Raw genomic sequence first — 24,064 nt, 5'->3', positions numbered from 1 at the left:
GATGGCGTCAGCCCGCGGCGGCGCGCGGCGGCTCCTGGAGCGTGGCGCGCAGCTTGTCCAGCGCGCGCGAGAGGCGGGATTTGACGGTGCCCACCGGCACCGCGAGGCGCTCGCCGATCTCCACGAGGGAGAGCCCCTCGAAATAGGCGAGCTCGAGCACCGTGCGCTGGTCCTCCTGGAGCGCTGCCACGACGCGCCCCGCGACGGCGGCCTCCGCGTCGGCGAGCCGGCGCGCGCGCCGTTCCCAGTTGACGTGGCGCACGAAGCGTCGATACGCCTTCGCGAGTCGACCCCGCAGGAAAGGACCGCTCATGCCGAAGCTCAGCTCCGGGACAGCCATCGCCGTCGCATTTCTTTTCGGTTGCTCTGCGTCGTACGTCGCGCCGCGCTTCCTGGTGCCACCGGTGCAGGCGGGGACCGATCCGCCCCGGTGGGAGGTTCGGTGCGTGGACGTGGAGACGGCGCGCGTCAGCGACAGTCAGGTGTTCGAGGTGACCACAACGGCCGGATGGAACCCGGTCCTCAAGCGGTTCGGGCAGGAAGGCTGGGAGCCGGTGCAGTTCCTGCGCAGCGAGATGACCGCGAAGATCGAAGCCGTGTGCTTCAAGCGGCCTCTCCTCTGACGTGGCGCGCAGCCGCCGCGCGCCTGGAGGGCGGTCGCGCCGGGAAGGCCGCCCGCGCCGGGACACGCCGAGACGGCCGCCGCGCGCCGGGAAGGCCGCCCGCGCCGCCGAGACGGCCGCCGCGCGCCGGGAAGGCCGCGGCGAGCGGGCGAGCCTGCCGCCTGGCATTCTTGCGGCGGAAGCCGGCCGGAAGGCGTGCTAGGGGGCGCCGATGGAGTCCGCGATCCAGACGTACCGGATCCGCCTTGACGGCATCCGCTTTCGCGCCAAGCACGGCGTGTCTCGCGCCGAGCGCGACCTGCCCCAGGATTTCGTCGTGTGCCTGGAGGTGGAGCTCCCGATCTCGCTCTTGCCTCGAGCGGACACGCGCGCGCGCGTCTTCGATTACGACAGGCTCGCGAACCTCGTCGTCGAATCGGGCACGAGCGCGTCGTACAAGCTGCTCGAGACGCTCGCCGAGCGCATCATCGAGCGCGTGCTCGACGACACGCCGGCCCTGCTCGTGACCGTTCAGGTCAAGAAGTTCGGCCCCCCGACGTCGGTGTCGGTGGATGCCGCATCCGTGGAGCTCTCGGGCCGCAAGGTCGGATGAGCTCGCTCTTGCAGGCGTCCAGAGCTCTCGCCATGGTCACGTCATGGGGGACGACGCGGGGCGGCGGGCGAGGTCGTTGATCGAGCGCAAGCAGGCGTTCGCCGCGCGGCAAGCGGCGCGCGGCAAGGGCGCCTTCGACGGGCGCGCGCCGATGGGCAGCGGGCCGCCGAACCGGCACGGGATGCCGAGGCTGCCGATCGGTCAGCGCGAGGTGAAGAACTGGCCGGTGCTCGATCTCGGCGATACGCCGGACATCCCGATCGAGCGCTGGCAGCTCGAGATCGACGGGCTCTGCGAGGCGCCGCGGACCTACTCCTGGGAAGAGTTCATGGCGCTGCCGCAGACGCTCGACGTGTCCGACTTCCACTGCGTGACCACCTGGAGCCGCCTGGACAACCACTGGATCGGCGTCCGGTTCGCCGCCCTCGCGGAGCGCGCGCGCCCGCTCGCGGACGCGCGCTTCGTGCTGATCGAGGCGAGCGACATCGCGCCCGGCACGCAGACCCCCTACACGACGAACCTGCCGCTCGAGGAGGCCATGCTGCCCGACGTGCTGCTCGTCCACACCTGGGAGGGCAAGCCGCTGCCGCGCGAGCACGGGGGCCCGGTGCGGATGATCACGCCGCAGCTCTACTCCTGGAAGGGCGCGAAGTGGATCCGGCGGATCACGTTCACCGCGGCGGATCAGCCGGGGTTCTGGGAGGTCCGCGGCTACTCGAACACGGCGTATCCGTGGTTCGACGATCGGTACGGCCGCTGCTGAAGCGGGGCGCCGCGCGACGAGGAGGGCGAGCCACCATGCCCGGCGAGGAGAGCGTGAAGCGCACGGAGGCCTACGCGAGGGAGCACCTGGCCAACGAGCGGACGCACCTCGCCTACGTGCGCACGGCGATCGCGCTGCTCAGCTTCGGCATCACGCTCAACCGGGTCAGCCTCTACTTCCTCGAGGTGGGGCCGCCGGCCGCGCCGGGAGGGCCGCGGTCGTTGCTGCGCGAGGTCGTGGGCGTCGGCGCGGGGATGGTCGTGCTCGGGATGGCGCTCATCGCGTGGGCCGCGATGCGTTACCTGCGCGTCGCTCGCGCCATCGATCGGGGGGAGTATCGCCCTGACCGGACGGCGATCCTGATCTTCACGGCGGCGATCTTCCTGGCCGGCGCGGCGAGCATCGCCTGGCTGTTCGCCTCGTGAGCCGGAGACGAAGCGTCCCAGCGTGACGCGACGCGACCCGGTGAGCAGGGGCGCGCGGCCACGCACGTCCCCTCCTCGCGGCCCGGCGGAGAACACGGTGTCCGTCAGCGGCTTTCCGTTGACGAGCACCGTTTTTCCTCCCGTCGACAGCGCGCCTGCCCTGCTGGAAGACCGCCTCGCCAGCGGCGCATTCTGGCGAAAACTTGCGTGACGACCGCGGGCCCGACGCGGCATAGTGCGCGCCTCGGATGACAGGCAAACGACACCCCGGCGGATTGGGGCCGCCAGGGTGCCGGCGCCTCAGCCTCGTGCCGGAGGACTGGAGCATGGGTAGGCCCATCGCGCCTTGGTTCGTTGGTTTCATTCTTCTCATCGGCCCAGCGACGTTCTTTGCATGTAGTGACGTGCCCTATATGGGCGGAGACTGCGCGGTCACGGATGACTGCGAGTCGAGCCACCAGTACGTGCCGGGCACGGTCTGCGTCGATGAGCGCTGCGTGTGCGGCGAGCCGGGCAAGGTCATCTGCTGCGCGCGCGGCGAGGAGGGCTCGCGTGGCGAGCAGGGCTCGGAGTGTTTCAAGGAGTGCCTCACCTGCGACGAGTGCGCGGAGGGCACCGAGGAGGGCACCGAGAAGTGCTCCGGGGTGCCCGTGCCGCCCCTCGGTTGCGAGAGCGACGCGGGGTGCCCTGGCCCGCCCGACCCGCGGTGCGGCGCGGGGCGGTGCGTGGACGGCGCGTGCGCGGTGGAGATCCACGAAGGTCCGCTCGCGTCGCAGCTCCGGGGCGACTGCAAGATCGAGGAGTGTACAGCCGATGGCCGTGTGGTCAGCGCGGCGGCCCAGGACATCTACGATGATGGCAACCAGTGCACCCTCGACGTCTGCGAGATCGATGAGCCGCGGCATCTCCTGTTGAACGAGGTCACGTGTCCTGCCTCGGGCGAGGGGCGGTGCCATGAGGGCGCCTGCGTGCAGTGTGTCGACACGGACGCGTCGCTGCTCTGTCCCGGCGGGCGCGCGTGTGACGGCGTCTGGTGCGTGCCGGAGCACTGCGTGAACGACGTGCAGGACGCCGGTCGCGGAGAGACCGGCTTCAACTGCGGTGGCCCGTGCCGGCCCTGCCAGGCGGGGGACCGCTGCCGCGCGGCCACGGACTGCATGAGCGGCGTGTGCATGAACGAGACCTGCATGATCCCGACCTGCAGCGACGGGGTGAAGAACGGCCGCGAGTCCGGCGTCGACTGCGGCAAGCAGTATTGCCCGCGCTGCGCGCCGGGCCGGGGCTGCCAGACCGGCGAGGACTGCACGAGCGGCGTGTGCTGGGCTGGCGTCTGCGAGGCCCCTACCTGCACGGACGGCGTGAAGAACGGCGACGAGGCCGGCGTCGACTGCGGCGGCGTGGGGTGCGTCGGGCCGTGTCCGGAGTGAGCGTGTCGCCGGCGGTCACCTCGAAGACGGCGACGCCGGGGCTTGCCGGATCACTCTCTGAACCGCGGGCGTTCACCCGCGGGCGTTCAGCAGCACCTCGACCGCATCGGAGAGCGAGCGAGTGGCTTCTCGACAACCTCACCCTTGATTGCCCATCACCGGGGCGGGCCGCTCTCTGACGCCCGCATCGGGAGCTCTACGCCGCCTGCCTCCGCGGCGAGCGCCTTCCAGGAACCAGCTGCCCTGCTCGACGCAGCGGAGGCGGCGCCGCCGCTGCTTGGCGCCTGAGAGCACTCGCGCCTCGCAGGCCGGCGCGCGACGGGCGCAATCTCTGGACGGTACGACCCACGTCCATCGGGACGTCCCCGCCAGGATCTCGGTTGACGTCCAATTTCACCGTCAGTAGGACGGCTCGCGTCGTCACGTCGCTCGTCCGCTGGGGGAAAGGGGAGGTACCATGGGCACAAGAGGCTGGCAGAAGATCCCATGGGCGGCTGTGGTCGTCCTCCCGCTCCTCGCCGCACCGGCGCGAGCAGGAGCGGCCGAAATCAGCGCCGGTGCGAGCCTCGGGTGGATTCAGATCGGCGCCGATTCTCGCCCCGCGGTGGGTCCACAAGCGGCGATATCGTGGCCCTTCGAGCGAGACTTCTTGTTCACGGTCCACGACCTGTGCACCATCCTCCTGGCGACCCGGGACGGGGGGCTCGGCGTCTACAATCAGACATCACTCGACGTCGGCGTCGCGTGGGAGGACGGCAATTTCAGTCTGGGGCCATCGGTCGGGCTCTACGACATGCCGTCGTGCGGCGTCGCCTTGTGCGGGCGCGTCGCCGGGGTGGCGATAGGCGGGCATGCGCAGGTCAACTCGTACTTCGCAGGGCCGCTGGGCTGGTCGACGAGCGCCCATGTGCAGTGGCTCGGCGGGGATAGTCCTGTGCTTCCGGGCCACGCGGCCTTCGTCGTCGTCGCTGGTCCCGTGCTTCGATGGATCATCGAATGAACACGACGAGACCTCTGTCGTTGATGGCGGACGTCATTCATCCTCCGTCGCGCCGCTTGCCAGCACCGTCTCTCCACCATTCTTGCCAAGCTCGATGAGCCGGCAGGGCGTCGCCTTCCGGATCCGCTCCGCCAGCGGGCGGGAGTGCGTCGTGATCCACAGCTGGCTCCGGGATGCCGCGTGCACAAGGAGATCCCCGAGCGGCCCGAGCAGATCCGGATGCAGGCTCGTCTCCGGCTCGTTCAGCGCCATCAGCAGCGGAGGCCTCGGGCTCAGCAGCGCCGCCAGGAGGCAGAGATAGCGCGCCGTGCCGTCCGAGAACTCGCGGGCGTCGAGCGGCCGCGACATCCCTGGCAACCCGAGCTCGACGCGGAACCGCCCCTGCGTCGAGGAGACCTCGAGCGACGCGCCAGGGAACGCGCTGGAGACGGCATCCTTCAAGGCGCCCCTGTCGCCGATATCGAGGATCGTCGCCAGCGCCGCGGCCAGATCGTGGCCATCGGTGCTGAGCACAGGCGTCCGCACCCCGACCTGCTCGACCCGCAACGGCGCGCCGGAGTCGGTGCGGAAGTGGTGATAGAACCGGAAGTTCATCAGCTTTTGCCGCACCACCGAGAGCAACGGAAAGCGGTGCGGCTCCACCACCTGCGCCAGCACCGACTCGGAGCCCCAGAGCGAGAAGGGAAAGGTCACGCGGTGGCCGTCCGCGTCGCGCGCGAAGGCCGAGCCCGCGGCCCGCTCCAGCATCGGCAGGCGGCGGCGCTTGTCGAGCAACCAGAGGCCCTCTTCCTTGATGTCCGGGTCCAGCTCGAACGGCCCTCCAGGCGGCGGCGTCAGCCCGCACTGAAGCTCGTAGACGAGCTGATCCAGCCGCACCCGCAGCGTCATCCGCACCGGGCCTTTTCTGCGCTGGCCAGCCCAGAGCACCGAGGGCATCCCCCCCTCCTCGGCCAGCGTGCGCGCAAAGGTACCGCTCGCCGCGGAGCCGAGCAGCACCATGGTGCGATAGAGGTTGGTCTTGCCGACGCCGTTCGGTCCGACGATGACGTTGACCTGCGCGAGGGGGAGGGTCAGCTCCCGGATCGAGCGGTATCCCGCGACGTGGAGCTCCTGGACCGTCATCCCGCCCAGGATAGCGTATCGCGGTCACCGGCCTTGCTACCGCAGGCGGTGCTCGCGGAGCACGTCGGCCGGCACCGCCTCGCGCGCGAGCTCGCAGAGCCGCGCGTGGTGCGTGAAGAACAGCACCTGCGTCGTCCCCGCGAGCTCGCCGAGCACCGCGAGGGCGGCCCGGGCGCGGTCGTCGTCGAAGTGGATCAGGATGTCATCCAGGATGAGCGGTATCGGCTCGCCCGTGCGGGCGTGGTGCTCGAGGCTCGCGAGGCGCAGCGCGAGGTAGAGCTGGTCGCGCGTGCCGTCGCTCAGGCCCGTCACGTCCACCTCGCGCTGCACCGGCGCCCTCGCGGGCTCCGCCGCTGCGTCCGCGGGCGCCTTCGCGGGCTCTGGCGCTGCGTCCGCGGGCGCCTTCGCGGGCTCTGGCGCTGCGTCCGCGAGCGCCTTCGCGGGCTCCGCCGCGCCGTCCGGCGCGGGCGCCCTCGCGGCCGATGCTCCGCCGACCGCCGCGCCGGACGCCGCGCGGACGCAGCGGAGGATCGCCTGCTCGCTCTCGTCGTAGCCCACCCGGAGGCCGGCGAAGGCGCCCAGCGTCAGGCGGTGGAAGAGCGCGCTCGCGCGCGCCAGGATCGGGCCCTGGTTGCGCTCGCGGTAGCGCTCGATCTCGCGCTCGAGCAGCACCGCGGCGAGGCGCGCCCGCACGTAGCGGCGCACCTCGCCGCGCAGGTGCGAGAGGCAGATCTGCGCCTCCGCGGCGGCCTCCGCGGCGCCCACCGTCGCCCGGAGGTGCTCGCGCTCCTGCTCCAGGCTCCCGAGCGCCCTGTCGATCCGGCGCCGCTCGTCCTCGAGCGCCGCGAGGCGCTCCTCCGCCCGGTCGAGCTCGAGCGCGAGCGCGTCCCGCTCCACCCCGGCGGTCTCCTGCTCGAGCGCGGCGATGCCCGCGCCCTCGCCCGCCTCGAGGAGCTTGCCCTCGTTCTCGACGAGCTCGCGGTCGAGCCGGCGCGCCTCGCGCGAGCGCTCCTCCGCCAGGGAGAGCGCGGCGACGTCGTCGGCGTCGTCACCGCCGCGCGGGACGCCCGCCGCCTCGAAGAGCTTGGCGAGGCGCGCCTCGGCGGCCGCGCGGCGCGCCTCCTGCTGATCCAGCTCGCGGCGCTTGTCGGCCAGGCTCCGCGCGATCTCGCCGCGCTCGCGCAGGTCGGCGCGCGCCTTGTGGTGGCGCTTGATCAGCTGATCGGCGGCCTGATCCGCCGGCAGCAGGGCGAGATCCGGCGCGTGCCGGGACGCGAGCTCCGCGACGTCGGCCCCGAAGGCCCGGGCGTCGCGCTCCATGCCGCGCACCCGGCGGCGCTCGTGAGCGGCGCTGTCCGCCTTGCGGAACAGCGCGCCGAGCTCGTCGAGGATCGCCGTGGCCTCGTCCGCGGAGGCATCGCCGGGCAGGCCGAGCGGCCGCACGCCCTCGGCCCACTCGGCCCGCCACGCCTCGAGCGCGCGCGCGTGCTGCGCCTGCTCGCGCTCGAGGTCCTCGATCTCGCGCTCGAGCTCCTTGCGCTCCCGCAGGAGCTCCTTGCGCTCCCGGGCCGCGCCCTCGATGGCCGCGAGCTCCTGCTCCGCGGCCTCGACGAGCGCCGGGAGGCGCGCCGGCGCGTCCTCCAGCGCTCCGGCCGCGTCGCCGCGCGAGCCCGCGCCGGCCGCGTCGCCGCGCGAGGCGCCCGGCGCGGCGCGGGCGCCCTGGAGCGCCGCGTGGAGCTCGGCGGCGTGCGCCTGCATCCGGGCCCGCAGCGCCTCGGCCTCGGCCTCCGCGGCGCGCAGCCGGTCGACCGTGGCGGTCAAGGTCGCGTAGCGGCCGAGCCAGCCGCGCATCTCCTCGGGGGAGCGCGGGGCGACGCCCGCGGGCCGCCACAGCTCGATCCACGCGGCCTCGGCCTCCTCGGCCCGGCGCGCCAGCGCGGCGCGCTCCGCGGCGAGCTGCGCCTGGTCCGCCTGGGCCCGCGCCTCGTCCGCGAGCAGCCGCGCCAGGCGGGCGACCCGGTCGGCCTCGCGGCGCAGCCGATCGGCGAGGGCGTCGGCGGCGCGGACCAGGTCGGCGTAGTCGTCGGGCTTCCCCCGGGCGGCCGGCGGCTCGTCGCGCGCGGCGAGCGACGGCCTGCGCCGCCCCCCGGGCGAGGCGGGCGCGTCCGCGCCGAGGTCGAAGAGCGAGGCGGTGTGGATCGACGCGGCCGCCGCGCGGGCGCCCGCCTTCGCCTGGAGGGCGCGCACCAGCGCCTTGAAGGCGGCGTCCCGGCGCTCGCGCGCCTCGGCGAGGTCGGCCTCCGTGGGGACGGCGCCGGCGCGCTGGAGCGCGTCGATCTCGCGGGCGCTCTCGCGGAGGCGCGCCTCGATCTCGGCGGCGCGCTCGCCGAGCCGCTCGCGCTCCCGGGCGAGCGCGCCCCACTGCGCGGCCGCCTGGTCGACCGTCTCGGGGAGCGGGACGGGCAGGGCGCTCGCCTCGGCCGCGGAGAGCGGCCGGCCTTCGGGCGCGTCGCCAACGTCAAGGCGCGCCCGCTTCGCGGCCGCGTCGCTAACGTCAAGGCGCGCCCGCTTCGCGGCCGCGCCGAGGCCGAGCCGATCGCGCTGCACGTCGGCGTCGCGGGCGAGCTGCGCCGCCGCGGCGGCGGCCTCGCGGAGGCGGTGCTCGAGGTCGCCCTGCTTCTGCGCGCGAGAGAGCGCGCCGCGGAGCGGGGCGGGGTCCTCGCCCGGCGGCAGCTCGGCCAGCCTGCGCGCGCAGGCGTCGCGCCGCGCGCGGTGCGCCGAGAGCAGCCGCTCCACCTCGCGCGGCTTGGCCTCGGCGGCGCCGCGCTCGCGGGCGAGCTTCTTGATGCGCGCCTCGGTCGCGACGTCGACGCGCATCGCCTCCAGCCGCTCGGGGTCGTCGCCGCCGGCGAGCGAGGCGTCCCGCCCGAGCCTGCGGAGGATCGCGCGCGCGTCATCCTCGACGCCGTGGAGCTCCGCCCGGACGCGCGGCAGGTCGACGGCGGCCTTGCGGTGGCTGCCGAGCCGGGTCACGAGGCCGTCGATCGCGCTCGCGTCGAGGTCGGCGAGCGACGCGGGGACCTCCAGCGCGGCGTGGCGGGCCTCGAGCTCCGCGATGTCGGCGCGGAGCCGCGAGGCCTGGGCGCTCGCGTCGGCGGCGCGATCCTGGGCGTCCTCGCGGTCGCGTTGCGCGCTCTCGGGCAGCAGGACGACGTGGCCGAGGGCGGCGCGCCGGCCGAGGATCGCGCGCCGCGCCTCCAGCAGCGGGAGCACCCGGAGCGCGCGCCGGAGCCGCTTGTCGGTCGACCGGAGCGCGCGCAGCTCCGCGTCGACGCGCTCCTGCTCGGCCCGCTGCTCGTCGATCTCCTGCCGCTTGCGCGTCCAGTCCGCGGGCGGGTGAGCGGCGCTCCTCGCCCCGTTGCGGGCCGCCTCGAAGGCCTTGATCGCCTCGTTGAGGGGGCGGGTCCTCGCCTGGGGCGTGAAGATCTCGTCCGCCTCCTGGCGCAGCGTGGCGAGCTGCTGCTGCAGCCCCGGCCCGCCGAGCCCCGCGCCGAACAGGCTCTGACCGACGTCGCCCTTGCCCTGGAGCAGGGCCTCGGCGCCCTGGCGGAGCGTCTCGTGGGTGAGCCCGAAGGAGGTCCGGAAGAGCTCCTCCGTCACGCCGCCGAGCACCGGCGCGAGCGCGGCGTCGTCGAGGGGGTTGTCGTCCGGGTCGCGGAGCGTCTTCACGCGCCCCTTGCGGCGGACGAGCGCGAGCGCGGCGTCGCCCCTGCCCGCGAGCCGGCCGCCGACGCGGAGATCGGTGTTGTGGTGCACGTGGGCGTCGGGCGTGATGTGCGGGATGCCGTAGAGCAGGCCGCGGATCGCCCGGAGCGCGGTGCTCTTCCCGGCCTCGTTGGGGCCGTAGACGACGTGGAGGCCCGGCGACGGCGAGGAGAAGTCGAGCCGGAGATCCGTGAAGGGGCCGAACGCGAGGAGGTGGAGCTCTAGGATCTTCACGAGATCGCTTGCCGGGCGCAGGGGGGCGGTGCCCTCCCCTGAACGGATAGCAAGTGCGGAACCTCCGGGCGTTGTCAAGCCGCACCGCGCGGCGCCGGGGCGCGTTGCGCGGCGCCCGTCCGTCCGGTGAGGGGAGCGCCAGGTCGTGTCGTGCTGGAGGCGGCGGGCGGGCGGGCGGACGGCACCGAGCGTCCGCTCGGCGGCGCTGCGCCGCCGGATCAGCGGGGATGCGTCGCCGGCGTGTGGAGGAAGGCGCTCCACGAGCCGCGCCGCGGCGCCTTGCCGAGCAGCACCTCGGCGAGCGCCTCGCTGATGGGGAGCCCGGGGTTCCGCTCCAGCCAGAAGAACTCGCCGGACGGGTTGACCTCGAGGAAGACGTGCCGGCCGTCCGGCGTGCGGAGGATGTCGATCGCGCCGTAGTTGAGGCCGAGCTGATCCATCAGCCGGAGCACGCCCGTCTCGACGTCGGGCGGGAGCGTGTCCTTGCGCCAGGCGTCGATGAGCTCGAGCCCCTGCCGGCGCCAGTCGACCTCGGCGCCGGGCGCCGCCTGCGAGTCGACCGAGGCCGTGAAGACGCGCTCGCCCACGACCGTGACCCGCAGCTCGCGCGCCTTCGGGATGTTCTCCTGGAAGGTCATCGGGCAGAGCGAGAGCCCCCGCATGTCCGCGAGGTCCTTGGCCTCGAGGGCGTTCGTGAAGACCACCTGCTCCTCGCCGTCGCGGTAGACGGCGAACGACGAGAGCATCTTGGCGATCACCCCGCCCGGGCAGGTCGCGGCGAAGGCCCGCGCCGCCTCGGCGTCGTTGGTCGTGAGCGTGCGCGGCGTGTCGAGGCCGACCTCGCGCGCGATGTCGAGCTGCACCTGCTTGTTCGACGCGAAGCGCACCGCCGGCAAGGGGTCGACCTGCGGGACGCGGAACGCCGCGAGCATGCCCTCCGCTGTCTGCTTCGCCTCGTGGACCGACGCGCTCCGGAGCTGCGGATCCATCGACGAGGGCAGCCTGGCGCCGTAGGCGACCCGGCGATACCAGACGGCGGTCACGTCGCCGAGGTCGAGGGCGCCGTCCCGGGTGGTCAGCGTGGAGCGGCCCGCCCCGGCGCCCGACGAAAGCGAGAGCCGCGCCCCCGCCGGGAAGGCGTCGGTGTCGAAACGGAAGGCCCGGCCGCCCAGGCTGGCGATCGCGGCGGCGACGCGGTCGATGCACTCGTTGTCTTCGCTGTGCGTGATGATGAGGACTGTCACCGGTTCTCCGTCGGAGCGAGCAGCGCCTCCGCCAGCGCGTCGGCGATCGGCAGGCCGAGATCCCGCTCCAGCATGCCCCACTCGCCGGCGGGGTTCACTTCGAGAAAGACGTGCTCTCCGTCCGGCGTCCGGATGAGGTCGACGGCCCCGAAGACCAGCCCGAGGGCGCGAAGGAGCGCGCCGAGCTGCGCTTCGACGTCGCGCGGGAGGGCGTCCGGCTCCCACCCGATGCCGATCTCGCTCACGTCCGGGTGGCGCCAGTCGACCGCGACCGACTCGTAGCGGGTCGCGTCGAGCGCGCCCGGGAAGCACCGGCCGTCGACGCAGGCGACGCGGAGCTCGCGCGCCTTGGGGATGCGCTCCTGGAAGACCATGGGGCTCTGGCGCAGCCCCGCGAGGGCGCCGAGGTCGGCCTCCGCGACGGCGTGCGTGAAGACGAAGGGCGCGCCGCCAGCGAGGCTGGTCGAGAAGGGCGTGAGCATCTTGGCGACCACGTTCCCCCCGAGGCGCGCGAAGAGGCCGCGGACCTCGGCCGGGTCGTTCGTCACCACCGTCTCGGGGACGCGAAGGCCGACCGACGCGGCCGCCGCGAGCTGGCGCAGCTTGTCCTGGGCGCGCTCCTCGGCCGCGGGCTCGTTGATCCAGCGCCGCGCGGGGAGCCCGCGCAGCCAGCCGGTCAGCGCCGCCATCGACTCGCGCACGCACGCGCCGCGGTACTCCTCGGGGATGCCCTCGCCGAGGTCCGGCGCCCAGAGGCGCCGGAGCCAGACCGCGGAGATCTCGTCTCCGCCGATCGCGGCCCCGGCGTCCTCCAGACGGCGGCGCACGCCGCCCGGCCCGAGCGCCGTCGAGAGCGTGATGTCGCGAGGGAACCGGTCGACGTCCAGGCGGACGGGGCGAGCGCCGCGCCTTCGCAGCGCCTCCGCCACACGCCCGATCCCGAAGTCGTCCTGTGAGTGCGAGACCAGGAGGACGCTCGCGCTCGCCATCGTCACGTCAGGGTACCTCTCTCGCACGGGCGCGGGCGGTCCATGCGGTGATCAGGCCTCGTCGCCGTCCGACGGGTACTTCAGCGTGGTAAAGATGGGGTCCTTCCCGCCGCCCCCGCCGTCCTCCTGGTCCGACGGGTACTTCAGCGTCTGGAAGGGCGGCCTGCCGGCCTTGACGCCGGTACGGACGCGCTTCTGATCCTCCAGGAAGCGAGCGAAGAACGGCACCGCCTCGGCGTCGTCCTTCTGCTCCTGCTGCTCGGGCTCACGGTTGTCGATATCGGCCATGGGATACCTCCAGATGGTTGCGTTGCCGCGGCGACGGAGCCGCCGAGGGCAAGAGGGCTAACATAGCGAGCCGCCAGGCGGGGGCGCAAGCCCGAGGGCGTTCTTCGGCGCCTTTCAGCGCTTTTCAGCACGATTGCAGCGGCTCGACGTCGCAATTCCGCGATCCCGTGATTCTTTGATTCCGCTGCTGCGGCGATCTTTCAATCACGGGCGCTTTACTGTGTTGAATCGTGTTGAGCTTGGTTACGCGTCGTCACGCTTCGTTAAGCGTCGTCACGCGTCGTCACGCGTCGTCACGCGTCGTCACGCGTCGTTGCGGAAGGGACGCGATGTTGCGGGCGATTTCGGTGGGTTCCGCTCGGCCGCGGGCGGTTACCCGCCGCGCGGCGTTCGCGGTTCACTTCACGGCCAGCTCTTCGTCGCCGTCGGAGGGGTACTTCATGGTGACGTTCTCGTCCCGGTCCGACGGGTACTTGAGGGTCTGGTAGATGCCGCCGGCTTTGACGCCGGTCCGGATGCGCTTCTGATCTTCCAGGTAGCGAGCGAAGAAGGGCACCGTCTCCGCCTGCTCCGTTTGCTCGTTCTGCTCGTGATTACGATCGATATCAGCCATGGGGGACCTCCAGATGGAATGGAATGACTATCTCGCGGCGGAGCCGCGGAGGAGAGCATTCATTCAATCGGCCCGCGCTGCACGTGAAGTTTTGCCAGGCTCATCGCCTTCGCCCCGTCGATGGGTGCGACTTCCTGCGCATCCTTCGCTCGTGTACCTTGGCGCGACCCCTCATGCCCGCCGGGTTCTCACGCTCGATCCACGCGATCGCGACCGACGGCCATCGCGGCTCGATCGCCGGCGCCGCGATCGGCGCGCTCCTGCTCGGAGGCTGGCTCGCGTGGTTCTTCCTCGCGCGCGTCGGGCAGTACGAGGCGAGCGTGAGCGCGCGCCTCGAGGTGGGGCAGGCGGCCCACCGCGTCGAGGCGCCCCTCGGCGGGAGGGTCGCCTCGGTCCGCCTCGACCTCCTCGGGGCCGAGGTCGCCGCGGGCGACGTCCTCGTCGAGCTCGACGTGGAGCCGCTCCGCCGCGACATGGACGACAAGCAGGCCCGGCTCTCGGCCATCGCGGGGCAGATGGGGCCGCTCCGGGCCGAGATCGCGGCGCGCTCGCGGGCGCTGCGCGACGGGGCGGAGGCGGCGCGCGCCCGCATCGACGAGGCGAAGGCGCGGCTCAAGGAGGCGGAGGCGGGCGCGCGCTTCCAGGAGCTCGAGGCGGCGCGGGCCGTGCGCCTGCGGCAGGACGGGCTCGTGTCCGAGGCCGAGGCGGCGCGGCTCGCGGCCGAGGCGCTGTCGCGGCGCTCGGCGACCGAGGCGCTCGACCGCGCCGCCGCGCGGGCCGGCGTCGAGCGACGCACCGGGCAGAGCGAGCAGCAGGCCGAGCTCGCGCGGCTCGACCGCGAGGTGGCCTCGCTCGAGGGGGAGCGGCTCGTGCTGGAGGCGACGATCGCGGGGCTGCTCGCCGAGATCGAGCGGCGCAAGATCCGCTCGCCCATCGCCGGGCGGGTCGGTGAAATCACGGTGCTGCGGGCCGGCTCCTTCGTGCGCGAAGGGGACGTCGTGGCCGCCGTCGTCCCGCGCGGCGAGCTCAGGGTGATCGCAGAGTTCCCGCCCTCCTCCGTCGGGCGGATCCGCGCGGGGCAGGCGGGACGCCTGCGCCTCGACGCGTTCCCCTGGACCGAATACGGCACCCTGGCGACCACCGTCGAGCGCGTCGCCAGCGAGGCGCAGGAGGGCCGCATCCGCGTGGAGCTCGGCGTACGCCCCGATCCCGCGTCGCCGATCCCCATGCAGCACGGGCTCCCCGGCAACGTCGTCATCGAGATGGAGCGCGTCTCGCCGGCGTCGCTCGTGCTGCGGGCAGCAGGGCAGATCGTGAGGGTCCGCGGCGGAGCGGACGGGTGAGCCAGGGCGCCGATCGACGATCTTCGCCACGATCCGCGCCGGAGCGAGCAGCGAGCGCCGATCCCCGCCGCCGGCCGCCGAGCGCGAGGCGGAGGCTCCTCGCGCCGGAGGTCGTGCAGACGTCGGCGATGGATTGCGGGCCAGCCACGCTGAAGTGCGTGCTCGAGGGCTTCGGCGTCGGCGTGAGCTACGGGCGCCTGCGCGAGGCCTGCCAGACCGACGTCGACGGCACCTCCATCGACACCCTCGAAGACCTCGCGGAGCAGCTCGGGCTCGTGGCCCAGCAGATCCTCGTGCCGCCGGAGCACGTGCTCCTCGACGAGGCTCAAGCGCTGCCCGCCCTGGCGATCGTGCGGCAGTCGACCGGTCCACTCCACATCGTCGTGATCTGGCGCCGGCACGGCGGCCTCGCGCAGATCATGGACCCGGGCACGGGGCGGCGCTGGGTCACGCGACGGCAGCTCGAAGCCGAGCTCTACCGGCACGAGCTGCCCCTGTCCGCGGCGGACTTCCGCGCGTGGGCCGCGAGCGACGGGTTCACGCGGCCGCTCGGGCGCCGGCTCGCGTGGCTCGGCGCAGGGACGCGGCCGATCGAGGCGGCGCTGTCGGACCGGGACTGGCGAGCGATCGCCGCGCTCGACGCCGGCGCGCGCCTGGTCACGTCGCTCGTGCGCTCCGGCGGCCTCGGGCGCGGACGCGAGGCCGCGCGCGTGCTGGGCGCGCTGCTCGACCGAGACGCCGAGGCCGACCGGGAGGAGATGATCCCGCCCGGCTTCTGGACGGCGCGTCCGGGGCCGGCCGACCCGTCCGGGGAGGAGATGGTCCTCACGCGGGGCGCCGTGCTCGTGCGGATCCGCGGGCGGCGGCCGCTCGGCTTCGCCCGCGCGCCGGCAGGCCGCGACGACGCGCCGGGCGCCTCCGCCCCCGAGCCCCCGGTGCACGCCGAGGCGGTCGCTCGCGGTGAGGTGGCTGCTCGCGGTGAGGTGGCTGCTCGCGGTGAGGTGACTGCTGGCGGCGAGACGGCTGCTCGCGGCGAGGCGCGCCTGCCCCCCGACCTCGCAGCCGCCCTCGCGGAGCGCGAGATCCCGCCTGCGCGTGCGCTCCTCCGGATGATCCGCGAGGACGGCCTGCTGACGCCCGCCGTGCTCGCCGGCGCGCTCTTGCTCAGCGTCGCCACGGTGGTGCTGGAGAGCCTCCTCTTCCGGGGCCTGCTCCAGATCTCGAACGATCTCGCGCTGTTCGAGCAGCGCCTCGCCGCCCTCATCGCCCTCGCGGCGTTCCTCGCGGTGGAGCTCGCCCTCGATCTCTCGCTGACCACGGGGATGATCCGGCTCGGGCGCCACCTCGAGGTCCGGCTGCGGATGGCGTTCCTCGCGAAGATCCCGCGCATCGGCGATCGCTACTTCCAGAGCCGCCCCGCCTCGGACATGGCGCAGCGCGGCCACAGCTTGCACGTGCTCCGCGGCCTGCCCGCGTTCGGCGGCCAGATCGCGCGCTCGGCGCTCGACCTCGCGGTGACCACGGCCGCGATCGTCTGGATCGATCCCGGGAGCGCGCGCCTCGCCGTGCCGGGCGCCGCGCTCGCGCTGGCGCTGCCGTTCGCGGGGAACCGCGTCCTCGTCGAGCGAGACCTGCGCGTCCGCACCCACGCCGGCGCGCTCACGAGCTTCTACCTCGACGCGCTCCTCGGCCTCGTGCCGATCCGGGCGCACGCGGCGGAGCGGGCCGTGCGGCGCGAGCACGCGGGCCTGCTCGGGGAGTGGGCGCTCGCCGGCCGCGCCCTCCTCCGCGCCGCCCTCGCCGTCGACGGGGCGCAGGCGCTGATCGGCTTCGCGCTCGCCGCGTGGATCCTCGGCGATTTCCTCGCCCGCGGGGGCGCCCTCTCGCGCGCGCTCCTGCTCTTTTACTGGGCGCTCGCGCTGCCCGCCATCGGGCAGGCGCTCGCGAGCACGCTGCTCCAGTACCCAGGGCACCGCAACACGGCGCTGCGCTTGCTCGAGCCGCTCGGCGCGCCGGAGGAGCTGCGCGCCCGCGCTCCCGTGCGCGCGCCCGCGGCAGCGGCGCCGCTTGCGCAAGGGGCCGCCGGCGGCGCGGGCTGCGCGATCGCCTTCGAGCGCGTGCGCATCCAGGCGGCCGGTCACGTGATCCTCGACGGGGTGGATCTGAAGATCGCGGCGGGCAGCCACGTGGCGATCGTGGGCTCGTCGGGCGCGGGGAAGTCGAGCCTCGTCGGGGTCCTGCTCGGCTGGCACCGGGCGAGCGAGGGCAGGGTGCTCGTCGACGGCCGCCCCCTCGACGGCGAGCGGGTGCGCGCGCTGCGCGAGGAGACCGCGTGGGTCGACCCGGCGGTCCAGATCTGGAACCGATCGTTCCTCGACAACCTCCGCTACGGCGCGCCCGACGACGCGGCCGACTTCGGCGCCGTCGTCGAGGAGGCCGAGCTGCGCGAGGTGCTGGAGCGGCTGCCGGAGGGGCAGAAGACCCTGCTCGGCGAGGGCGGAGGGCTCGTCTCCGGCGGCGAGGGGCAGCGGTTGCGCCTGGGCCGGGCGATGCTGCGGAGCGAGGCGCGGCTCGCGATCCTCGACGAGCCGTTCCGCGGACTCGACCGGGAGCGCCGCCGGGCGCTGCTCGCCCGGGCGCGGCGGCGCTTCCGGCGCGCGACGCTCCTGTGCGTCACCCACGACGTCGGCGAGACGCGATCGTTCGAGCGGGTGCTCGTCGTGGACGGCGGGCGCGTGGTCGAGGACGGGGCGCCGTCCGAGCTCGCTGCGCGCCCCGGCTCGCGCTACCGCGCGCTGCTCGAGGCCGAGGCAGCGGTGCAGCGAGGGCTCTGGTCGAGCGGCGGGTGGCGCCGGCTGAAGGTCGCGCGCGGGCGCATCGCCGAGGCGGCGGAGGAGGGCGCCGAGGCGGCAGGGGAGGGCGCCGAGGCGGCAGGGGAGGGCGCCGGAGCGACGGGGGAGGGCGCCGGAGCGGCAGGGGAGGGCCAGCGGAGGTGACCGCCGAGGCGCAACCCGGGTGGGAAGCCCGGCCGGACGGGGCGGAGGCGCAACCTGGGTGGGGGGCGAGGCCGCAACCTGGGTGGGGGGCGCGGCCGGACCACGCGGTCGATTCGCTCGGCGCCCTCGAGTGGCCGGCGGAGCGCCTCGGCGACGCGCTCGAGGCGCTCGCGACGCAGAGCGGCCTCGGCCCGCGCGCTGTCGCGGCGCCCGTCCCGGCCGCCGGGCACCTCCGCAGCGCGGACGCGCTCGGGGCGTGGATCGATCAGGCCGCGGCGTACCTCGGCGTCGAGGCGGAGCCGATCGCGGCGCGCTACGACGAGATCGGCGAGGCGCTCCTCCGCGTCGCGCCCGCGCTCGTGTGGCTGCGTGACGGCGGGGCGCCCCGCTTCCTCGCCGTCGTGGGGCGCAGGGGGCGGGACCTCGCGGCGCTCCGCGCCGACCGCTCCACGGCGCGCGTCCCGGTCGAGGCGCTCGCCGGCCGCATCTGCCGCCCGATCGAGGCGCAGGTGCTCCCGGAGATCGAGCGCGTCCTCGCGCGCGCAGCCGTGCGGCCGCGGCGGCGCGCGCGCGCGCGGCGGGCCCTGCTCGACGAGCGCCTCGGGCCCGTGATCGTCGACGGCATCTGGAGCCTGCGCCTGCCGCCGGGCGCGCCGCTCGCGCGGCAGGCCATGGCCGCGCGGATCCCGCGCCGCCTCCTCGGCCTGCTCGCGGCCCACGCGGCGGCCTACACGCTCTGGATCCTGGTGTGGATGACCGTGGGGCGCAGCATCCTCGACGACCACCTCGACGAGGGGTGGCTCGTCGCCGGCGCGCTGCTGCTCGCGACGGTCGTGCCGCTGCGCCAGCTCATGTCGTGGCTGTCGGGCCTCGTCGCGATCGACTCGAGCGCGCTGGTCAAGCAGCGCCTGCTCTCGGGCGCGCTCGCGCTCGACGCCGAGGAGGTGCGCAGCGAGGGCGCGGGCCGCTTCCTCGGCCGCGTGATCGAGTCCGAGGCGATCGAGGGGCTCGCGATGGGCGGCGGCGTCGCGGCGGTCGCGTCGGCGTTCGAGCTCGCGGCGGCGGCGGCCGTGCTCGCCCAGGGCGCGGCGGGCGCGATCCATGCGCTGCTGCTCGTCGCCTGGGCGGCCCTCGTCGTCGCGCTCTGCGTGCGGTTCTACCGGCGGCGCGCGCGCTGGACCGCCGCGCGGCTCGCGATGACGCACGACCTCATCGAGCGCCTGGTCGGCCACCGGACCCGCCTCGCCCAGGAGCGCCACGGCCGCTGGCACCACGGCGAGGACGAGGCGCTCGCCCAGTACCTGCTGCTGTCGCGCGACATCGATCGGAGCCAGATCGAGATCGGCGCGCTGATGCCGCGCGGCTGGCTCATCGCGGGCATCGCCGGCCTCCTGCCGCCGTTCCTCGCGGGCACCGGCTCCGCCGGGGCGTACGCGGTCGCGCTGGGGGGCGTCCTGCTCGCGAGCCGCGCGCTCCAGGGCCTGTCGGGCGGCCTGTCGAGCCTCGCCAGCGCGGCGATCGCGTGGGAGCAGGTCTCCACGCTGTTCCAGGCGGCCGCCCGCGGCGGCCCGCCGCCGCCGCCGCTGCCCCCCGACGCGGGGCGATCGCCGGCCCGCGCGCGCGAGGGGGACGCCGAGGCCCGCGCGGCGGTCCTGGAGGCGCACGAGCTGTCGTTCCGGCACAAGGGACGGGCGCGCCCCGCGGTCGTCGACGTGTCGGTGCGGATCGCGGCGGGCGACCGCATCCTGCTCGAGGGGCCCTCGGGCGGCGGCAAGTCGACGCTGAGCGCGCTGCTCTCGGGGCTGCGCGCGCCCGACGCGGGGCTGCTGCTGCTCAACGGGCTCGACCGCCACATGCTGGGCGCCGCCGCGTGGCGGCGCCGCGTGGCCGCGGCGCCGCAGTTCCACGAGAACCACGTCCTCGCCGGGACGTTCGCGTACAACCTGCTGATGGGCAGGCGCTGGCCGCCGAGGCCCGACGACCTCGCGGAGGCCGAGGAGATCTGCCACGAGCTCGGCCTCGGCGAGCTGCTCGGCCGGATGCCGGGGGGGCTGGAGCAGGTGGTGGGCGAGACGGGCTGGCAGCTCTCGCACGGCGAGCGGAGCCGGCTCTACATGGCGCGCGCGCTGCTCCAGGGCGCCGAGGTCGTCGTGCTCGACGAGAGCTTCGCGGCGCTCGACCCGGAGACGCTGGAGCGAGCGTTGCGCTGCGTGCTCCGGCGCGCGCGCACCCTCGTCGTCATCGCCCACCCGTAGCCGCGGAGAGCGCGCTTCATCGCCTTCTATCGCAAGGTCGTCAAGCCCACTTCATGGCATCTCCCCATCTCGATGGGTCGACTCCTGTCTCGTTTTATCTCCTTCGTGTTCACGAACACATGCCTTGGGCAAGGAGGAAGCCCAGCGGCGCGCGAGCTTCAGAGCGAGCTCACGTCGCGCAATTTCGCCACACGGACACCGCCGACCTCGATGTCGGTTTGCTCCTGATCGCTCTCAGGCAGCTCCGTAAGGCACGTTGCGCTCGACAACTGAGCAGTGGCAGCGGTAGCGTCGTCATGTGCATATCGGCGCTGGACGTCATCTGTGTTGCGCCTAGAATTCATTTCAATGCTGGAGTTCAAGACGGAGAGGCGGTTGCCCATCGGCGCAGAGGTGCTCGTCGGGAAAGGAGTCCACTTCCGTGTCTGGGCGCCGGCCAGGCGCAAGGTCGAGGTCGTCCTGGAGGCCGGGCCGGGGAGCGGCGGGGCCGCCCCGCTGCGGCCCGAGGAGGGCGGTTATTTCGCGGGGCTCGTCGCGTCCGCGGCGAGCGGCACCCGCTACCGGTTCCGGCTCGACGACGGCGAGGCGCTCTACCCCGATCCCGCCTCGCGGTCGCAGCCGGAGGGGCCGCACGGGCCCTCCGAGGTGATCGATCCCGGCGCGTTCTCATGGAGCGACGCGGCATTCCGGGGCGCCCCGCTGAAGGGGCAAGTCGTCTACGAGATGCACATCGGGACCTTCACCCGGGAGGGCACATGGGAGTCCGCCGCCCGCGAGCTGCCGGAGCTCGCGCGGATCGGCATCTCCCTGATCGAGCTGCTGCCCATCGCCGAGGTCCCCGGCCGCTTCAACTGGGGGTACGACGGCGTGAACCTCTTCGCGCCGACGCGCCTCTACGGCAGCCCGGACGATCTCCGCCGCTTCGTGGACGCGGCGCACCGCGCCGGGATCGCGGTGATCCTCGATGTCGTCTACAACCACCTCGGCCCGGACGGCAACTACCTCGGCCAGTTCTCCGGGGACTACTTCACCGATCGTCACAAGACGGACTGGGGAGCGGCGATCAACTTCGACGGCCCGAGATCCGAGGCGGTGAGGGAATACTTCATCGCCAACGCCGGCTACTGGATCGACGAGTTCCACCTCGACGGGCTCCGGCTCGACGCGACGCAGAACATCTACGACGGCTCGAAGGACCACATCCTCGCCGCCATCGCGCGCCGCGTGCGGGAGGCGGCGAAGGGCAAGGAGACGTTCCTCGTGGCCGAGAACGAGTCGCAGGAAGAGTGGCTGATCCGCGCCGCCGAGCGGGGCGGCTACGGGCTCGACGCGATCTGGAACGACGATTTCCACCACAGCGCCAAGGTGGCGCTCACCGGCCGGAGCGAGGCCTATTACGGCGATCACGAGGGCTCGCCCCAGGAGCTCCTCTCCGCCCTGAAGCACGGGTTCCTCTTCCAGGGGCAGCGCTATCACTGGCAGAAGCAGCGGCGAGGGACGCCGGCGCTCGGCGTCGATCCGGCCCGCTTCGTCCTCTTCCTGGAGAACCATGATCAGGTCGCCAACACCGCGCGAGGCGAGCGGCTCTGTCACATCGTGAGCCCCGGCAAGCTCCGGGCGATGTCGGCGGCCCTGCTCCTCGCCCCGGGGACACCCATGCTCTTTCAAGGGCAGGAGTTCGGGGCCTCGGCGCCGTTTCTCTTCTTCGCCGACCACAACCCCGAGCTCGCCCCGCTCGTGCGCAAGGGCAGGGCGGAGTTCCTAGAGCAGTTCCCGTCCTGCTCGTCGCCGGAGGTCCGCGCTCAGCTCGACGATCCGAGCGACCCGCGGACGTTCGAGCGCTGCAAGCTCGATTTCTCCGAGCGCGAGCGGAACGCCGCCCTGTACGCCCTCCACGAGGACCTCATCGCGCTCCGCCGGCGCGACCCGGTGATCCGGGCCCAGCGCCCGCGCGGCGTCGACGGGGCCGTCCTCTCGGCCCACGCCTTCCTCCTGCGCTACTTCGGCGACGACGGCGACGACCGGCTGCTCCTCGTCAACCTCGGGCGGGACATCCATCGAGGGTCGTTGCCGGAGCCGCTCTTCGCCCCGCCGCCGGGGCGCCGCTGGGAGACGTCGTGGTCCAGCGAGTCCCCCCGCTACGGGGGCCAAGGCAGTCCACCTGTCATCACCGAGGAGGGCGTCCACATCCCGGGCGAGGCGGCGATCCTCCTCCACCCCGTGGTCGGGACGCCGGTGCCCGAGAAGACGAGCGCGAGCCCGCGCCCAGAGGAGCCCAAGAAGCATGTACGCTGACGAGATCTGCCGGAGGATGGTCTGGTCCCGGGGCGCCGCCCCCACCTCGCAGGACGACGCCGAGCGCGGCTCGGACCCGCTCACGCGGGAATGGCTCGTCACGAACGGACTCGGCGGTTACGCGTCGGGCACCGTCTCCGGCGCGGTGACCCGCCGCTTCCATGGACTGCTGATCTCCGCGCTGCCGGCCCCCCTCGGCCGCACCATGATGCTCAGCGATCTCTCCACCCGGCTCTTCACCGCGGAGGACAGGGTGTACCAGGTGGGCGGTCAGGAGCCCTGGCTCGACGACGGCGCCGCGCAGGTCATCGATCTCGCCGAGTTCCGCCTCGAGGCCGGGCTCCCCGTCTGGCGCTACGAGGGCGCGGGGATGGCGATCGAGCGGCGCCTCCTCATGCCCCACGCGCAGAACACGGTCCATGTCACGTACACGCTCGTCGAGGGGACGGGCCCGGTGCGGATCGAGCTCCAGCCGTGGGTGAATTTCCGGCCGCACGAGGGCGCGCTCGATCGGCCGGTGGCGGGCCCCTATGCGCTCACCGTGGTCGAGGATCGCTACGAGCTCGCGTCGCCGGGCGACCTGCCGCCGCTCCGGCTGAAGGTCCAGGGCGCTCGGGCCGAGTTCAGGATCGAGAGCGCCCGCCTGCGCAACGTGCGCTACCGGATCGAGCAGAGCCGCGGATACGACGCCGTCGGCGAGTTCTACAGCCCTGGCCGCTTCAGCCTCGAGCTCCCGGTCTCCGGCAGCGCGACCCTGATCGCGTCCACGGAGGCCTGGGAGACGCTCAACGCCCTCTCCACGGACGAGGTGCAGCGCGCGGAGCGCAAGCGCCGGACGCGGCTCCTGCTCGCCGCGGCGCCCGAGGTCCGCACCGGGCCGGCGGCGGAGCTCGTCCTCGGCGCCGATCAGTTCCTCATCAGCCCCGCGGGCCGCGTCGAGGACGCCGCCCGCGCCCGGGCCGCCGGGGACGAGGTGCGCACCGTCATCGCGGGCTATCACTGGTTCACCGACTGGGGCCGGGACACCATGATCAGCCTCGAGGGGCTGACGCTCGTCACCGGGCGCCACACCGAGGCGGGCTACATCCTGCGCACGTTCGCCCATTACGTGAAGGACGGGCTCATCCCCAACATGTTCCCGGAGGGCAAGAACGACGGGCTCTACCACACAGCCGACGCCACCCTCTGGTTCTTCCACGCGCTCGATCGCTACCTGGCGACCACCGGGGACCGCGAGACGCTCCGGCTCATCCTCCCCACGCTGATCGATATCGTCGAGCACCACACCCGCGGGACGCGCTTCGGGATCCGCGCCGACCCGCAGGACGGCCTGATCCGCCAGGGGGAAGAGGGGTACCAGCTGACCTGGATGGACGCGAAGGTCGGCGACTACGTGGTCACGCCACGCCGGGGGAAGGCCGTCGAGATCAACGCGCTCTGGTACAACGCCCTGCGCCTCATCGAGCGCTGGGCGCGCGAGTCCGACGGCGACGGCGCGGCGAATCGCTACGGCGCGGTCGCCGAGCAGGTCAAGGCCTCCTTCAACCGGCGCTTCTGGTCCGAGAAGCACGGCTATCTCTACGACGTGATCGACGGCGAGCAGGGCGCCGACGACGCCTTCCGGCCGAACCAGCTCCTCGCGATCTCGCTGCCTCACCCCGTCCTCGAGCCCGCGCGCTGGAAGGGGATCGTCGATCAGGTGAAGGAGCGGCTCTGGACGCCCGTGGGCCTCAGGTCGCTCGCGCCGGGGCACCCGGACTACAAACCGAAGTACTTCGGCGACCTCCGCGCGCGGGACATGGCCTATCACCAGGGCACCGTGTGGGGGTGGCTCATGGGCCCGTTCATCGACGCCTGGCTGAAGGTGTATTCCACCGATCTCGGCGGGGCGCGGCGCCTGCTCGAGGGCTTCGCGCCGCACCTCGACGAGGCCTGCGCCGGCTCGATCAGCGAGATCTTCGACGCCGAGCCGCCGTTCACGCCCCGCGGGTGCGTCGCCCAGGCGTGGAGCGTGGCCGAGGTGCTGCGCGCCTACGCCCGGACGGCCCCCTCGGGGGGCTGAGCGCGTCCTGCCGGCAGGGAGCGCCTCG

18 protein-coding genes are annotated in these 24,064 nt (G+C 73.7%); 11 read left to right on the top strand and 7 right to left on the bottom strand.

Going from position 1 to position 24,064, the window contains the following annotated elements:
* Window positions 1–7: 7 nt before the first annotated feature.
* Window positions 8–313: a sigma-70 family RNA polymerase sigma factor gene (locus WME82_RS38590; RefSeq protein ID WP_438039422.1), complete on the bottom strand. Its 306-nt coding sequence runs from the start codon at window positions 311–313 to the stop codon at window positions 8–10.
* On the opposite strand from WME82_RS38590, the gene WME82_RS38585 reads away from it, so the two are divergent.
* From WME82_RS38585 to WME82_RS38560, 6 genes are all read left to right on the top strand, one after another.
* Window positions 312–623 carry a hypothetical protein gene (locus WME82_RS38585; protein WP_437711098.1) on the top strand — a complete coding sequence of 104 codons (312 nt, stop codon included), beginning with the start codon at window positions 312–314 and terminating at the stop codon, window positions 621–623. The genes WME82_RS38590 and WME82_RS38585 overlap by 2 nt on opposite strands.
* Window positions 624–834: 211 nt before the next feature.
* Window positions 835–1,215, top strand: a complete 381-nt coding sequence (locus WME82_RS38580) for a dihydroneopterin aldolase (RefSeq protein WP_437741522.1) — start codon at window positions 835–837, stop codon at window positions 1,213–1,215.
* 43 nt (window positions 1,216–1,258) lie between these two features.
* Complete coding sequence (locus WME82_RS38575; protein ID WP_438039421.1) at window positions 1,259–1,978, top strand: molybdopterin-dependent oxidoreductase; 720 nt, start codon at window positions 1,259–1,261, stop codon at window positions 1,976–1,978.
* Between the two features lie 35 nt (window positions 1,979–2,013).
* Window positions 2,014–2,403 carry a YidH family protein gene (locus WME82_RS38570; RefSeq protein ID WP_437741520.1) on the top strand — a complete coding sequence of 130 codons (390 nt, stop codon included), beginning with the start codon at window positions 2,014–2,016 and terminating at the stop codon, window positions 2,401–2,403.
* 413 nt (window positions 2,404–2,816) lie between these two features.
* On the top strand, window positions 2,817–3,830 hold the full coding sequence (locus WME82_RS38565; RefSeq protein WP_438039420.1) for a hypothetical protein: 1,014 nt from the start codon (window positions 2,817–2,819) through the stop codon (window positions 3,828–3,830).
* 649 nt (window positions 3,831–4,479) lie between these two features.
* Entirely contained in the window at window positions 4,480–4,830 is a 351-nt protein-coding gene (locus WME82_RS38560) for a hypothetical protein (RefSeq protein ID WP_438039419.1), read from the top strand.
* Window positions 4,831–4,863: 33 nt separating this feature from the next.
* Here WME82_RS38560 and WME82_RS38555 read toward each other — a convergent pair whose 3' ends face one another.
* The 6 genes from WME82_RS38555 to WME82_RS38530 all read right to left on the bottom strand — a co-directional run bounded on the left by WME82_RS38555 (window position 4,864) and on the right by WME82_RS38530 (window position 13,085).
* Window positions 4,864–5,952, bottom strand: coding sequence for an AAA family ATPase (locus WME82_RS38555; protein ID WP_438039418.1), 1,089 nt, complete (start codon window positions 5,950–5,952; stop codon window positions 4,864–4,866).
* A gap of 36 nt (window positions 5,953–5,988) precedes the next feature.
* Window positions 5,989–9,951: an AAA family ATPase gene (locus WME82_RS38550; protein WP_438039417.1), complete on the bottom strand. Its 3,963-nt coding sequence runs from the start codon at window positions 9,949–9,951 to the stop codon at window positions 5,989–5,991.
* 218 nt (window positions 9,952–10,169) lie between these two features.
* On the bottom strand, window positions 10,170–11,195 hold the full coding sequence (locus tag WME82_RS38545) for an MvdD family ATP-grasp ribosomal peptide maturase (RefSeq protein ID WP_438039416.1): 1,026 nt from the start codon (window positions 11,193–11,195) through the stop codon (window positions 10,170–10,172).
* Complete coding sequence (locus tag WME82_RS38540; protein ID WP_438044973.1) at window positions 11,192–12,184, bottom strand: MvdC family ATP-grasp ribosomal peptide maturase; 993 nt, start codon at window positions 12,182–12,184, stop codon at window positions 11,192–11,194. The genes WME82_RS38545 and WME82_RS38540 overlap by 4 nt, the downstream gene beginning before the upstream one ends.
* A gap of 51 nt (window positions 12,185–12,235) precedes the next feature.
* Window positions 12,236–12,472: a microviridin/marinostatin family tricyclic proteinase inhibitor gene (locus WME82_RS38535; protein ID WP_272103913.1), complete on the bottom strand. Its 237-nt coding sequence runs from the start codon at window positions 12,470–12,472 to the stop codon at window positions 12,236–12,238.
* A 397-nt stretch (window positions 12,473–12,869) separates the two neighbouring features.
* Complete coding sequence (locus WME82_RS38530) at window positions 12,870–13,085, bottom strand: microviridin/marinostatin family tricyclic proteinase inhibitor (RefSeq protein WP_438039415.1); 216 nt, start codon at window positions 13,083–13,085, stop codon at window positions 12,870–12,872.
* Window positions 13,086–13,258: 173 nt separating this feature from the next.
* Here WME82_RS38530 and WME82_RS38525 point away from each other — a divergent pair, with 173 nt between their 5' ends.
* The 5 genes from WME82_RS38525 (at window position 13,259) to WME82_RS38505 (ending at window position 24,036) form a co-directional block, all read left to right on the top strand.
* Window positions 13,259–14,428 (top strand): HlyD family secretion protein, encoded by a 1,170-nt coding sequence (locus WME82_RS38525; RefSeq protein WP_438039414.1) that lies wholly within the window; start codon window positions 13,259–13,261, stop codon window positions 14,426–14,428.
* A 128-nt stretch (window positions 14,429–14,556) separates the two neighbouring features.
* Window positions 14,557–17,424 (top strand): ATP-binding cassette domain-containing protein, encoded by a 2,868-nt coding sequence (locus tag WME82_RS38520; RefSeq protein WP_438039413.1) that lies wholly within the window; start codon window positions 14,557–14,559, stop codon window positions 17,422–17,424.
* Window positions 17,421–19,679 carry an ATP-binding cassette domain-containing protein gene (locus tag WME82_RS38515; protein ID WP_438039412.1) on the top strand — a complete coding sequence of 753 codons (2,259 nt, stop codon included), beginning with the start codon at window positions 17,421–17,423 and terminating at the stop codon, window positions 19,677–19,679. The genes WME82_RS38520 and WME82_RS38515 overlap by 4 nt, the downstream gene beginning before the upstream one ends.
* Before the next feature lie 348 nt (window positions 19,680–20,027).
* A complete protein-coding gene (gene treZ / locus WME82_RS38510; RefSeq protein ID WP_438039411.1) occupies window positions 20,028–21,974 on the top strand; it encodes a malto-oligosyltrehalose trehalohydrolase in 1,947 nt (648 codons plus the stop codon).
* Window positions 21,964–24,036, top strand: a complete 2,073-nt coding sequence (locus tag WME82_RS38505) for an amylo-alpha-1,6-glucosidase (protein ID WP_438039410.1) — start codon at window positions 21,964–21,966, stop codon at window positions 24,034–24,036. The genes treZ and WME82_RS38505 overlap by 11 nt, the downstream gene beginning before the upstream one ends.
* Window positions 24,037–24,064 lie beyond the last annotated feature (28 nt).

Origin of the sequence: Sorangium sp. So ce128 (assembly GCF_051525245.1) — a bacterium.
GTDB lineage: Bacteria > Myxococcota_A > Polyangia > Polyangiales > Polyangiaceae > Sorangium > Sorangium cellulosum_B.
This window is presented reverse-complemented; position numbering and strand designations above follow the sequence as displayed.

Coding starts and splice junctions, on each gene's coding strand:
- WME82_RS38585 (WP_437711098.1), top strand. CDS start 312: ATGCCGAAGCTCAGCTCCGGGACAGCCATCGCCGTCGCATTTCTTTTC.
- WME82_RS38590 (WP_438039422.1), bottom strand. CDS start 313: ATGAGCGGTCCTTTCCTGCGGGGTCGACTCGCGAAGGCGTATCGACGC.
- WME82_RS38580 (WP_437741522.1), top strand. CDS start 835: ATGGAGTCCGCGATCCAGACGTACCGGATCCGCCTTGACGGCATCCGC.
- WME82_RS38575 (WP_438039421.1), top strand. CDS start 1,259: ATGGGGGACGACGCGGGGCGGCGGGCGAGGTCGTTGATCGAGCGCAAG.
- WME82_RS38570 (WP_437741520.1), top strand. CDS start 2,014: ATGCCCGGCGAGGAGAGCGTGAAGCGCACGGAGGCCTACGCGAGGGAG.
- WME82_RS38565 (WP_438039420.1), top strand. CDS start 2,817: ATGGGCGGAGACTGCGCGGTCACGGATGACTGCGAGTCGAGCCACCAG.
- WME82_RS38555 (WP_438039418.1), bottom strand. CDS start 5,952: ATGACGGTCCAGGAGCTCCACGTCGCGGGATACCGCTCGATCCGGGAG.
- WME82_RS38540 (WP_438044973.1), bottom strand. CDS start 12,184: ATGGCGAGCGCGAGCGTCCTCCTGGTCTCGCACTCACAGGACGACTTC.
- WME82_RS38535 (WP_272103913.1), bottom strand. CDS start 12,472: ATGGCCGATATCGACAACCGTGAGCCCGAGCAGCAGGAGCAGAAGGAC.
- WME82_RS38530 (WP_438039415.1), bottom strand. CDS start 13,085: ATGGCTGATATCGATCGTAATCACGAGCAGAACGAGCAAACGGAGCAG.
- WME82_RS38525 (WP_438039414.1), top strand. CDS start 13,259: ATGCCCGCCGGGTTCTCACGCTCGATCCACGCGATCGCGACCGACGGC.
- WME82_RS38520 (WP_438039413.1), top strand. CDS start 14,557: ATGGATTGCGGGCCAGCCACGCTGAAGTGCGTGCTCGAGGGCTTCGGC.
- treZ (WP_438039411.1), top strand. CDS start 20,028: ATGCTGGAGTTCAAGACGGAGAGGCGGTTGCCCATCGGCGCAGAGGTG.
- WME82_RS38505 (WP_438039410.1), top strand. CDS start 21,964: ATGTACGCTGACGAGATCTGCCGGAGGATGGTCTGGTCCCGGGGCGCC.